The sequence below is a fragment of the Gemmata algarum genome, assembly GCF_034097035.1.
Classification (GTDB): domain Bacteria; phylum Planctomycetota; class Planctomycetia; order Gemmatales; family Gemmataceae; genus Gemmata; species Gemmata algarum.
Window position 1 is genome coordinate 1 of record NZ_JAXBLV010000180.1, and the last position, 13,905, is coordinate 13,905.

General features: G+C 64.4%; 7 protein-coding genes and 1 pseudogene. All 8 read left to right on the forward strand.

From position 1 onward, the window contains the following. Nucleotides 1-3,099 (forward strand): SdrD B-like domain-containing protein (locus tag R5W23_RS15765; protein WP_320687110.1); only part of this gene is annotated, 3,099 nt, incomplete at its 5' end. Beyond that, complete coding sequence (locus tag R5W23_RS15770; protein WP_320687111.1) at nucleotides 3,017-6,865, forward strand: RHS repeat domain-containing protein; 3,849 nt, start codon at nucleotides 3,017-3,019, stop codon at nucleotides 6,863-6,865. The genes R5W23_RS15765 and R5W23_RS15770, both read left to right, overlap by 83 nt. A gap of 268 nt (nucleotides 6,866-7,133) precedes the next feature. After that, entirely contained in the window at nucleotides 7,134-7,556 is a 423-nt protein-coding gene (locus R5W23_RS15775) for a hypothetical protein (RefSeq protein ID WP_320687112.1), read from the forward strand. 13 nt (nucleotides 7,557-7,569) lie between these two features. Beyond that, nucleotides 7,570-7,881: a hypothetical protein gene (locus R5W23_RS15780; protein WP_320687113.1), complete on the forward strand. Its 312-nt coding sequence runs from the start codon at nucleotides 7,570-7,572 to the stop codon at nucleotides 7,879-7,881. A gap of 214 nt (nucleotides 7,882-8,095) precedes the next feature. Next, nucleotides 8,096-9,523: a hypothetical protein gene (locus R5W23_RS15785; protein ID WP_320687114.1), complete on the forward strand. Its 1,428-nt coding sequence runs from the start codon at nucleotides 8,096-8,098 to the stop codon at nucleotides 9,521-9,523. 39 nt (nucleotides 9,524-9,562) lie between these two features. Then, a complete protein-coding gene (locus tag R5W23_RS15790) occupies nucleotides 9,563-11,362 on the forward strand; it encodes an RHS repeat domain-containing protein (RefSeq protein WP_320687115.1) in 1,800 nt (599 codons plus the stop codon). Then, the gene (locus R5W23_RS15795) at nucleotides 11,363-12,565 is read left to right on the forward strand and encodes an RHS repeat-associated core domain-containing protein (protein ID WP_320687116.1); all 1,203 of its coding nucleotides are present in this window, start codon (nucleotides 11,363-11,365) and stop codon (nucleotides 12,563-12,565) included. A 522-nt stretch (nucleotides 12,566-13,087) separates the two neighbouring features. Then, nucleotides 13,088-13,520 (forward strand): annotated as a pseudogene (locus R5W23_RS32890) (transposase); the annotation flags it as partial. Nucleotides 13,521-13,905: the final 385 nt, after the last annotated feature.

The window sequence follows — 13,905 nt, forward strand, 5'->3', positions numbered from 1 at the left end:
CTTATCGTCGGCCGCGGATCGGCCGCGGACGCGCAGGTGCTAGCGTTTAGTGGGGCCACGGGAACCCAGTTGGGCACCCCGCTCGGCGAGTATACGCCGTTCGATACGGGCGGGGTGTTCCTCGGAGCGAGCAATGACCCCGCTGGTAAACGCGCGATCGAGGCCTTTGTTTTCGCCGACACGAACCGGAATGGCGTGTTCGATTCCGGAGAAGCCGGCGTCGCCGGTGTCCAGATCACCCTCAGCGGAACGGCGTCAGGCTCGGTGGTCACTGATGCCACTGGCGGTTATCGGTTCGGCGGCGAGTACGGGATCGGGACTTACACACTTAGTTTCGCGCTTCCGACCGGAGGGGGAAGTGGCAATGCGACTCAGGTCACGGTTATATTTGAGGAGCGGGATGGCCCCTCTGCGTTCGTTCAAGTCGGGTTGTACTCGGGCAACGTGCTGATCCCCATTTTGCCCGAAACTCTGTCATGCATTACCGGCGGGGAACTGAACAACGTCATCGACACGCCCGCCCCGGCGAAAGGGAATGATTCCGGCAAGACGACCGCTCGACCGATTCGGTACGCCGACGGGGTGCTCGTCTTGGCCGCCACCGACCTTGCCTCGGACGCACTCGGTGCCCCATGGGGCCAGGCGCGTTCGTGGTCGAACAACCCGGCGTATGCGGGCAACTCGACGCTCGGGAACGGTTGGGTGAGCGGGGAACAGCTCCGGTTGTATCAATCCGGATCGAGCGTGATTCTGGTCACCAACGCCCTCACCGCTCGGTTCTTCGACGGGCAGGGCGTACCCGACGGGAGTGGGAACTATGCCTCCTACGCTCCTCGGTTCACCGACACGAACGTCGTGACCTACGACGCGACTCACGATGAGTTCGTGGTATCCGACGGGGCCGGCGGCACCGTTCGGTTCTTCGGGTTCGGAACCGGGTATCTCGCCGCTCAGCGCGGCACGTTCAAGGGTCGCACGGATGCGGGTGGGCATGTCACCGAAGTGGTGTCGTTGGATGTTCAGGGGCGCCCGACCGAGGTCCAGCAGTCGGCCACAGTTGGGGGAGCCACGGTCACCGAATCCTACTGGTACACTTACCTCGGCGGGGGCGACCCCAACGCCGATAGGCTGTCGTCGGTGACTCTCCGCCAGCGGACCGGCGCGGGGGCGTGGGTGACTGTGCGCGCGGTGGAGTATCAGTATTACGCCGGGGGCACGGCGAACGGGAACCTCGGGGACTTGGAACGAGCTGTTCTGAAGGACGCCAGCGGAACCGTGCTGGACCAATGGTACTACCGCTATTATACGTCCGACGTGTTCACCGCGGGCATTCAGACCGGTTACCAGGGTGGAATGAAGTACGCGCTCGGCTCCGCCGCGTACGATCGCCTGCGGACGGCGGTTGGTGGAACTGACGGGGCCGTGGACAGCGCCTCCGATGCAACGGTCGCGTCGTACGCGGACAACGCGTTCGAGTACGATTTCCTGCACCGCGCGACGAAAGAGGTGGCCGCTGGCGAGGGCTGCTCGGCGTGTTCTGCCGGCCAGGGGACGTACACGTATGCGTACACGACGAGCGTGAACCCGGACGGGGTGAACAGTTGGAAGACCAAGACGGTCGAGAGGCTCCCAACTGGCAGCACGAACACCGTGTACACGAACTACCTCGGGCAGGTGATGCTACGCGCCTCCTACGACCCGGGGGCGGCGCAGACGTGGGTCACGTATTACCGGTACGACGCGGCCGGGCGGGTCGTGTTCCAGGCCGAGCCGTCGGCTATGACCGGATACAGCGACAGCTACGCGGACCTAGTCCATTTCGTGTCGGGCAACGCCAGCTATGTGAGCGATTCGAGCGGGCTGGTGACCGGGTACACGTACGGGGCCAGTACGACGGCCACCACCTCGACGGCGGGTGACGCGCTCGGGTACCTGAAGCAGGCGGCGATCCGGCAGGGGGAGACCGGGACCGCGGTCCCGCAGTACGCGGCCACGTACATCATGAGCACGGTGAGCGGGCTCAACTTCTTCTACGTGGCGTCGGAGACGGTGTACCGGAACGACAACGGGACGGGCGGGCAGACCACGAGCTACAGCTACACGTTCACGAGCGGCACCAACCAGATCGCCTCGACCACGGTCACGCTGCCGGCCGTGACCACGGCGCAGAACGGGTCCAACAGCGGGACCACGGCGACGGTGGTGAACGACGCGTTCGGGCGGCCGGTGTGGGCCAAGGATCAGGCCGGGGTGCTCAGCTACACGCAGTACGACGACCTGACCGGGGCGGTGGTGAAGACCATCACCGACGTGAACACGAGCCTGACGGGGACGTTCGTGAACCTGCCGAGCGGGTGGAGTACCCCGTCGGGCGCCGGGCTGCACCTGACGACCAGCTACGAGGTCGACGCGCTGGGGCGGGCCACCAAGGTGACGCACCCGAACGGGCGGGTGGACTACGCGGTGTACAACGACGCAGCCCACGAGGTGCGGACCTACACCGGGTGGGACGCGAGCACCAACCGCCCGACCGGGCCGACCACGGTAACGCGGGAAGATCGGGCGAACGGGTACACCGAGACGCTCACCATGAGCGCCGCACCGGCGGTGAGTGGCGGTCGGCCGACGGGCGCGGAGAGCATTGCGCAGGTGCAATCGCTGTCCCGCAGCACTGTGAACGCGGTCGGGCAGGTGATCTCTGAGGACGCGTACTTCGATCTGGGCGGGTTGAGCTACTCGGCCTCCGCGGCGCTGGGCACGGAGGGGGTGAACTTCTATCGAACGCGGTACCAGTACGACGACACGGGGGCGGTGAAGCGGGTGCAGACGGCGCAGGGGACGATCACCCGGACGGTGCGGGACGCGCGGGGGCGGGTGGTGAGCGAGTGGGTGGGGACGGATGACACGCCGACGAGCGGGTACTGGAGCCCGAGCAACACCGCCGGCACCAACCTGGTGAAGGTGCGCGAGTACCAGTACGACGGGGGGGGGCGTCGGGGATGGGAACCTCACAAAGGTGACCGAGTACCCGGGCGGGGGTGCGGCGGCGCGGGTGACGCAGACGTGGTTCGACTGGCGGGACCGGGCGGTGGCGGTTAAGCAGGGGGTGGAGTCGAGCGAATCCACGAGCGTGAACCGGCCGCTCGTGTACACCGACTACGACAACCTGGGGCAGGTGACCAAGACCCGGGTGTACGACGCCGACGGGGCGACCCCGAGCGTGACGGGCGGGGTGCCGCAGCCGCTGAGTGCGAGCCTGCTGCGGGCGCAGTCCACAACCAGCTACGACGAGTTGGGGCGAGCGTATCGCACCGACACCTATTCGGTCGATCCGAACACCGGGAGCGTGGGCTCCAACACGCTGTATTCGCTCACTTGGTACGACGCCCGCGGGCAGGTGCTCAAGACGGTGTCCCCGGGCGGCTTGGTGCAAAAATCGACGTATGACGGCGCGGGCCGGGTGACGGTGAGTTACACGACGGACGGCGGTGGTGACAGCGGGTATTCGGACGCCGACGACGTGACCGGTGACACGGTCCTGACGCAGGTGGAGTACGGGTACGACGCGAGCGGGAATGTGCTGACGGTGACGAGCCGGGAGCGGTTCCACGACGTGAGCGGGACCGGTGCGCTGGGCTCGCCGTCGGGCGGAATCGGGGCGCGGGTGAGCTACGCCGGTTACTACTACGACCTGGGTGACCGGCCCACGGCAACGGTGGACGTGGGGACCAACGGCGGGAGCGCGTGGACGCGGCCCGGCACCGTGCCCACGGGCACCGCGACGGTGCTGGTGACGCAGACCCGGTACGCGACGGATGCGGTGCAGTGGTTGCAGCTCACCGGGGCCAACGTGGGCGGCTCGTTCACCCTCACGTTCGGCGGCCAGACCACGAGTTCGCTGGCGTGGAACGCGTCGGCGGCGGCGGTGCAGTCGGCGCTGGAGGCGCTATCCTCGGTCGGGACCGGGAACGTGGCGGTGACGGCGGCGCCGGGCGGGTACGGGTGGGAGGTGCGGTTCACCGGAACGCTGGGCGCCAAGTACCAGCCGGCGGTGGTGGCGACGGGCGGCAACCCGACTATGTCCGTAACCGTGGTCAACGCCGGCGGCGACACCGGGCGGGCGGCCGAGACGACGGACACGGCGGGGCGGGTGAGCCGTACCTACGCGGACGCGCTGGGGCGCGCCGTGCGCACCGTCCAGAATTTCGTCAACGGGGTGGTGAGCGACGCGGACGACAAGACCGTGGGGTACACGTACAACGGGGCCGGGATGACCAGCCTGACGGCGTACGTGACGGGCGGGAGCGGGCAGACCACGCAGTACCTGTACGGGGTGAGCCAGGGCACCGGCAGCGCGGTCGATTCGTTCGACGCGGTGGGCGTGACCCGGTGGCCGGATGCCACGACCGGCGCCGCGAGCGCGTCCGAGCAGGAAGTGAACACGGTCAACGCGCTGGGGCAGACGCTGACCGCGACGGACCGCAACGGGAACGTTCATACGCTCACCTACGACATCCTTGGTCGGGTGGTGAGCGACGCGGTAACGACGCTCGGCAGCGGCGTCAGCGGGGCCGTGCGGCGGATCGAGACGGCGTACGATAGCCAGGGGAACGCGTACCTCGTCACCAGCTACGACGCGGCCAGTGGCGGGAGCATCGTGAACCAGGTGCAGCGAGCCTATAACGGGCTCGGGCAGATGGTGACCGAGTGGCAGGCGCACGGCGGCGCGGTGAACAGCGCGACCACCCCGAAGGTGCAGTACGGGTACTCGGAGATGGCGAGCGGCGCGAACCACTCGCGGCTCACGTCGGTCACGTACCCGTCCGGATATGTGTTGACGTACAACTACGCGTCGGGGATCAACGACGGTATCAGCCGGCTGTCGTCGCTGAGCGATTCGACCGGCACGCTGGAAGCGTACTCGTTCTTGGGACTGTGCACCGTGGTGGTCCGCGCGCACCCGCAGCCGAACGTGGACCTGAGCTACGTGAAGCTGGCGGCTGAAGCCGTGGGAGATGCAGGGGACCAGTACACGGGGCTGGACCGGTTCGGGCGGGTGGTGGCCCAGCGGTGGCTGACCCCGAGCACCGGAACGGCAACGGACCGGTTCCAGTACGGGTACGACGCGGCCGGGAACCGCACGTTCCGCGACAACCTTGTCAACACCGCGTTCGGCGAGGTGTACGGGTACGACGCCCTGGGCCAGCTCGCGAGCTTCGACCGCGGCACCCTCAACGGCGCCAAGACGGGGATCAGCGGTGCGGCGTCACGGACCCAGGGGTGGGACTACGACGCGGTCGGCAACTGGGACAGTGTAACCACCAACGGGGCCGCACAGACCCGCACGGCGAACGCCCAGAACGAGATCACGGGAATCAGCGGGGCGACGACACCAACGTACGACGCGAACGGGAACATGACCGGGGACGAGACCGGGCGGCAGTTCGTGTACGACGCCTGGAACCGGCTGGTGGCGGTCAAGAGCAGCGGCGGCACCACCCTCAAGACGTACACCTACGACGGACTCAACCGCCGCGTGACTGAGACTGTGACGGCCACAAGCGTGACCACGGACCTGTACTACTCGGCCTCGTGGCAGGTGCTGGAGGAGCGGGTTGCGGGTAATACCACGGCCCGGTACGTGTGGAGCCCGGTGTACGTCGATGCGATGATTCTGCGGGACCGCGACACCGACGCCAACGGGACGCTGGACGAGCGGCTGTGGGTCCAGCAGGACGCCAACGGGAACGTGACCGCGCTGGTGGACGGCAGCGGAACCGTGATCGAGCGGTATTCGTATGACCCGTTCGGCGTGCGGACCGTGTACGACGCCAGTTATGGGGTGAGGAGCGGTTCGAGCTACGGGTTCCAGCACGGGCACCAGGGGCTGCGGTACGACGAAGTGGCCGGACAGTACGACAACTACGCGCGGTGGTACAGCCCGACGCTCGGGCGGTTCACCAGCGTGGACCCGCTCCGGTTCTGGGCGGGGGACGCGAACGTCTACCGGTACGTGGGGAACAATCCGGGCGCGTTCACGGACCCGAGCGGCCTGGACGGGCGGCCCAACACCCAGCGGTACGGTGGGTGGATCGACTATCTCCCCCCGGTCTCGGCCATCGGGGTCGCCGGGCGGATCTTCCGCGGCGAGATTGCCGCGGGCGAGCAAGCGGTCACGGTCGGGAACAGCCTCATCCACGGAGACATCGCGGGAGCAACGAACCAGACGGCGGCGTTCGTCCTGCCAACGGCGGAATACCTGTTGGCTCCGACGGCCGTCAGCGTCGGCAGCCTGTTCGGACCAACAGGCGGTCAGCAGCTGGCGAATTGGATCGATCCGAATTCGGCTACACTCGGTATCTATTCCCAACAAGGCCTTCAAACGTTATTAGAGAACCTAGCAGGGATCTACGGAGCCGAAGCGAGCGTAAATGGGCTGATCGCACGGCTCCGGTTGCTCGTCCTAGAGCCGGCTGATTACCGCTTGCCTAGGCTAATCCCCGATAGAGCTTTGATCGATCTCTATGTGTTCGGAAACAAGCAACAGCCTCGCCCTCCCCGGCCGAGTGATTTGAGAGTAAATGGACTAACTGATCTTGTCGGGCCAGAGACGCCGCCTTATCCGCATGGCGCGTCTGCTTTTGGCAATCCTATTCAATCACCACTAAAAGGGCATTATCATCGACTGCCGTGTAAGGCACAACTTCCGGAAGGCCTGGGAGTAGTTGCCGATGGTTCGGATGTCTTGCCAGCGTCTGGAAATCCGCCGACACATCATACTATTTTTCCCACTAGGCCAATGACATTGAAGGAGTTTCAGGATAAATTCCTTTCGCTACCCTGGCAATATGGAGGTAAGAAATAGTAATTGTAGGCCCTGGCAAGCCCCAGAAGTGCCATCTCAAGTAGTAATTTGGGGCTTGCCAAATAGGTGTGCAAAATCTTCGGGCATCAAATTGTGACATGCTGCTGCTGTAAGACGCCTGAAAAACACAAGATCGCATGCAACGGACTCCAGTAAATTTTCGCCCACCTGCTTGCAGTCGCTGACAAAATCCCAAAAATGCCTTGTACATGGCCCAGATTCGGAACTCTGTCAGGGCTAAATTGCGAGACAGGGAGGGGCTGAAACAATGGCTAATATATATATGAATAACTTGCGACATGAGATCAACCAGGCGTGCCCAGGCATACTGGACGACGCAAATATGATATACAGAATACCAGAATCTTCAAGCTATAAATTGATTGAAATTTTGCTCAGTCACGCTTGTGAATCGCAGAATATCGGCGCAATCGTATCGGCACGCGAATTGATTCGAAACTTGCCGCCTGCTTGGCTAGCGGCAGTTCTTCCTAATTCAGTAGAAAAAAAAATTGATCTTAGTGACGAGTGGCAATATCGTCGTCTTGTTGAATTGCTACAAGAGCTAAAGTCAGAATTGCTTGTGGCGTACATTGGCTATGGCCTTGCGTCTAACATCAACGAAATCCGTGAGGCCGCCGCAGACTACAGTAACACGCAATTGCCTCCAAACCCATTGCGCCCTTTATAGCAAGACATTTACTATGCCGACCTTCCTCTTTACCGTGAGTGGATACGAATCAAAAGGCCACCATGTTGGATTTTTGCCCGGCATTCCACAGTCACTATTGATCAACAGCAATGTATCATCAATAGGCCACGGGTCAGAAATACTACTAGTTATTCCAGACGGGCATGCAATCAAAACAACTATATATGATTACTACATAAATATAAACGATATGACTAGCGCAAATCCTATTGACATGCCAATTATCCCCATCTTCCCTTTAGATGTAACTACTGCGATGATTCCTCTTGGTACGAAAGTTTATACTGCGGATGCAGAGGGGTAACACGCCCATAGTGTTGCGAGCAGCAAGGGGATGAATGGTGGAGCGCACGCCTCCGCACCCTCAATAGGGCCGTTGACGAAGGCCAGTATGTTACGGACACTTATTGGTGATACGAGGCTACAACGGTAATCCCCTGCTCGGCGAACCGGCTCTCGCGTGGAGTCTGTCATCCGCGATGGGGCTTCGCGAAACGAACGCATAGGCGATAAAGACGGTGGAGACGCTCCCGGACGGGAGCATCAACACGGTGTACACCAACGCCTTCGGTCAGGTGATGCTGGCGGCGCGGTCGGACGGGACGAGTCAGTGGCTCAGCTACACGCGGTATGACGCGGACGGGCGGGTGGTGCTGGAGGCCGGGCCGACCACGGTGACCGGATACAGCGAGAGTAACGCGGACTTGGTCGGGTTCAGCGGCGGCAACGCCACGTACCTAAGCGACTCGGTGGGGCTGGTGACTGCGTACACGTACGGGACCAGCACGACGGCCACCACCTCGACCGCGGGTGACGCGCTCGGGTACCTGAAGCAGGCGGCGATCCGACAGGGGGAGACCGGGACCGCGATCCCGCAATACGCCGCCACGTACATCCTGAGCACGGTCGGGGGAATCAACTTCTTCCACCTGGCAACGGAGACCGTGTACCGGAACGACAACGGGACCGGCGGGCAGACCACCAGCTACGGCTACACGTTCCAGTCGGGCACCAACCAGATCGCCTCGACCACGGTCACGCTGCCGACGGTGACCACGGCGCAGAACGGGTCCAACAGCGGCACAACGGCGACGGTGGTGAATGACACGTTCGGGCGGCCGGTGTGGGCCAAGGATCAGGCCGGGGTGCTCAGCTACACGCAGTACGACGACCTGACCGGGGCGGTGGTGAAGACCATCACCGACGTGAACACGAGCCTGACGGGGACGTTCGCCAACCTGCCGAGCGGGTGGAGTACCCCGTCGGGCGCCGGGCTGCACCTGACGACCAGCTACGAGGTCGACGCGCTGGGGCGGGCCACCAAGGTGACGCACCCGAACGGGCGGGTGGACTACGCGGTGTACAACGACGCAGCCCACGAGGTGCGGACCTACACCGGGTGGGACGCGAGCACCAACCGCCCGACCGGGCCGACCACGGTAACGCGGGAAGATCGGGCGAACGGGTACACCGAGACGCTCACCATGAGCGCCGCACCGGCGGTGAGTGGCGGGCGGCCGACGGGCGCGGAGAGCATTGCACAGGTGCAGTCACTGTCTCGCAGCTACGTGAACGCCGCAGGGCAAATGGTCTACCAGGATGCGTACTTCGACCTGGGCGGGCTGAGCTACTCGACCTCGGCGTCGCTGGGTGTGGAGGGGGTGAACTTCTACCGGACCCGGTACCAGTACGACGACACGGGTGCGGTGAAGCGGGTGCAGACGCCGCAGGGCACCATTACCCGGTCGGTGCGGGACGCGCTGGGGCGGGTGGTGAGCGAGTGGGTGGGCACCGACGACACCCCGACGAGCGGGGGCACCGTGCCCACGGGCACCGCGACGGTGCTGGTGACGCAGACCCGGTACGCGACGGACGCGGTGCAGTGGTTGCAGCTCACGGGGGCCAACGTGGGGGGGGGCTCGTTCACCCTCACGTTCGGCGGGTAGACCACGAGTTCGCTCGCATGGAACGCGTCGGCAGCGGCGGTGCAATCGGCGCTGGAGGCGCTGTCGTCGATCGGCACCGGGAACGTGGCGGTGACGACGGCCCCGGGCGGGTACGGATGGGAGGTGCGGTTCACCGGCACGCTGGGCGCCAAGCACCAGCCGGCACTGGTGGCGACGGGCGGGAACCCGACCATGTCCGTGACCGTCGTCAATGCGGGTGGGGATGCCGGGCGGGCGGCCGAGACGACCGACACGGCGGGGCGGGTGAGCCGCACCTACGCGGACGCGCTGGGGCGCACCGTGCGGACGGTGCAGAACTTCGTCAACGGGGTGGTGAGCGACGCGGACGACAAGACGGTGGGATACACGTACAACGGGGCCGGGGCGACTTCGCTCACGGCCTACGTGACGGGCGGTGGGGGCCAGACCACGCAGTACCTGTACGGGGTGAGCCCGGGCACCGGCAGTGCGGTGGACTCGTTCGACGCGGTGGGCGTGACCCGGTGGCCGAACCCGAGCACCGGAGCCGCGAGTGCGTCCGAGCAGGAAGTCACAACGGCCAACGCGCTGGGGCAGACGCTGACGGCAACGGACCGCAACGGGAGCGTTCACACGCTCAACTACGATGTGCTCGGGCGGGTGGTGAGCGACGCGGTGACGAAGCTCGGCAGCGGCGTCAACGGTGCGGTGCGGCGGATCGAGACCGCCTACGACGGGCAGGGGAACGCGTACCTCATCACCAGCTACGACGCGGCCTCGGGCGGGAGCATCGTGAACCAGGTGCAGCGGGCCTATAACGGGCTCGGACAGATGGTGACCGAATGGCAGGCACACGGCGGCGCGGTGAACGCCGCGACCACCCCGAAGGTGCAGTACGGCTATTCGGAAATGGCGAGCGGGGCGAACCACTCGCGGCTCACGTCGATCACGTACCCGTCCGGATATGTGTTGACGTACAACTACGCGTCGGGGATCAACGACGGTATCAGCCGGCTGTCGTCGCTGAGCGATTCGACCGGCACGCTGGAAGCGTACTCGTTCTTGGGACTGTGCACCGTGGTAGTTCGCGCGCACCCGCAGCCGAACGTGGACCTGAGCTACGTGAAGCTGGCCGCCGAAGCGGTGGACGACGCGGGGGACCAGTACACCGGCCTGGACCGGTTCGGGCGCGTGGTGGACCAGCGGTGGCTGAACCCAACAACTGGCACCGCGACGGACCGGTTCCAGTACGGGTACGACGCGGCCGGGAACCGCACGTACCGCGACAACCTCATCAACACCGCGTTCGGTGAGGTGTGCAGCTACGACGCCCTGGACCAGCTCGCGAGCTTCGACCGCGGCACGCTGAACGGCACCAAGACGGGGATCAGCGGCACGGTGTCCCGGAGTCAGGGGTGGGACTACGATGCGGTCGGTAACTGGGACAGCGTGACCACCAACGGCACGACGCAGACCCGGACCGCGAACGCGCAGAACGAGATCACCGGGATCAGCGGGGCGACAGCGCCGACGTACGACGCGAACGGGAACATGACCGGTGACGAGACCGGGCGCCAGTTCGTGTACGACGCGTGGAACCGGCTAGTGGCGGTCAAGAGCAGCGGTGGCACCACGCTCAAGACGTACGCCTACGACGGGCTCAACCGGCGGGCGACCGAGACGATAGCGGCAACAAGCGTGACCACGGACCTGTACTACTCGGACCAATGGCAGGTGCTAGAGGAGCGGGTTGGGGGTAACACGGTCGAGGGGTATGTGTGGAGCCCCGTGTACGCGGACGCAATGATTCTGCGTGGCCGTGACACCGACGGCAACGGGTCCATGGACGAGCGGCTGTGAGTGGAGCAGGACGCCAACTGGAACATGACCGCCCTGGTGAACGGCAGCGGGGCGGTGGTCGAGCGGTATTCGTATGACCCGTTCGGCGTGCGGACCGTTTACGACACCGGTTATGGGGTCAGGAGCGGTTCGAGCTACGGGTTCCAGCACGGTCACCAGGGGCTGCGGTACGACGAGGTGGCCGGACAGTACGACAACTACGCGCGGTGGTACAGCCCGACGCTCGGACGGTTCACCAGCCTGGACCCACTGCGGTTCTGGGCGGGTGATGCGAACTTCTACCGGTACGTGGGGAATAATCCGGGTGCGTTCACGGACCCGAGCGGCCTGGACGGGCGGCCCAACACCCAGCGGTACGGTGGGTGGATCGACTATCTCCCCCCGGTCTCGGCCATCGGAGTGGCCGGGCGGATCTTCCGTGGCGAGATTGCCGCGGGCGAGCAAGCGGTCACGGTTGGGAACAGCCTCATCCACGGGGATGTCGCGGGGGCAGCCAACCAGACAGCCGCATTCGTCCTGCCGACAGCGGAATACCTGTTGGCTCCGACGGCCGTCAGCGTCGGCAGCCTGTTCGGACCAACCGGGGGGCAGCAGCTGGCGAATTGGATCGATCCAAATTCGGCTACACTCGGTATTTATACTCAACAAGGCCTCCAAACGCTTTTGGAGAACCTAGCAGGGATCCACGGAGCCGAAGCGAGCGTGAATGGGCTGATCGCACGGCTCCGGCTGCTCGTCCTGGAGCCGGCTGATTACCGCTTGCCGCCGATTGTCCCAGCCAGTAATCCGCACGTTGTATTCAATCGACCCAACCTGAACGTTGGCAAACCAGTTCCGAGCCCCGGTCCCCAGACGACATTCGGGGAGCTCTTCCCGAACGTGCCTGATGACGCTTGGTTTCACCTATCTACAGCGACACCTGCCGAGGTGCAAGCCGGCGTTAATAAGGGCGTCTGGGTTAAGTGGAAGGAAATCCGCGAACTCACCCCAGAGCAGTACCGATTTGGGGTAGTGGGAGGAGGTGGAGCCGGGAACGATGCAGCCGCGCGAACCGGTGTGATCAGACTTGCGAGGCCCGATGATGCGAAGGTATTCCTCAGGTACCACGAAAGAGGCTTCGCAGATGTCCCAGAATGTATTCCTGACTACCGGAACGTCCAGCCGAAGCCAGACATCATCGTCACACTGCCGGAGGGAAAATAGCTTGGACGCGATTGAACTCAAGCATCGGTGCGATGAAGGTCTTCGCACAGCGTTGGCCCGGCGCAATCCGCCGCTGTCTCAACATCCGGCGGTTGCGTGTGGGGTTGTGCCTTTCCGCCTCCGCAGATGCGATCCGAAAGAGGGAGATGTTTTTCTCGCTATCTGGGTGACGCTTTCGGGCACAGACATTTCGGGTAAGAGCATTCGCGACTGTTGCTCTGGCGTAATTGCAGCCTTGCTCGACTGCTTATCCGATGCCTCACTGCGAGGATTAGAAATAAACGTTTGCCGAGGTGATGGCCCAGATTCTCCGGCAAAGGTAGTCCGCCTTTCATTCTTAACCGATGACATTCGCTCATCTGTCTCCTCTGGTGGACTCATCGATGATCCGTTCAAAATTCCGGACGCACTTGTCGCGTGGTACGAACCTCTCGTTACCGACCAAGGTGATTCTTTTGAAGCTCCCCACGAATGGTAGACAGCGGGAAATTGGTGTAAGCTCGGATCACCGGAGATACGCCGATGGCAGGTAAGCGGAAAACGTACACCGCCGAGTTCAAGCTCGCGGCGGTGAAGATGGTGACCGAGCAGAAGCTCTCGGTCGCCGAGGCGGCCCGCCGGTGGGGTGTGAGCGAGAACCTGTTGCACACCTAGAAGAAGGCACTCGCCAAGGACGGGGTCCACGCGTTCCCCGGATCGGGGCACCTGACACCGCTCGAAGAGGAGAATCGCACGCTGCGGGCCGAGGTGAAGCGGCTGGAGGCAGAGCGCGACATCCTAAAAGAGCGACGGCGTTCTTCGCCCGCCAGCCGAACTAATCTTCGCTGGGATCGAAGAACGCAAGGGCGAGTGGCCGGTCGCGCAGGTGTGTCGGGTGGTGGGCATGTCGCGCGCCGGGTACGACGCCCGGCTCGAGCGGGCCGCACGTGCGGCCCAGAAGCTGCGCGGGCCGTTGACCGCGCAGCGGGTGGAGTGCGCCGGCCGGTGCCGGGCTGCACCTGACCACCACCTACGAGGTGGACGTGCTGGGGCGGGCCACCAAGGTGACGCACCCGAACGGGCGGGTGGACTACGCGGTGTACAACGACGCGGCCCACGAGGTGCGGACCTACACCGGATGGGACGCGAGCACCAACCGACCGACCGGGCCGACCACGGTAACGCGGGAAGATCGGGCGAACGGGTACACCGAGACGCTCACCATGAGCGCCGCGCCGGCGGTGAGTGGTGGGCGACCGACGGGCGCGGAGAGCATCGGTCAGGTGCAGTCGCTGTCCCGGAGTTACGTGAACGCGGTCGGGCAGGTGACGCACACCGATGCGTACTTCGACTTGGGCGGG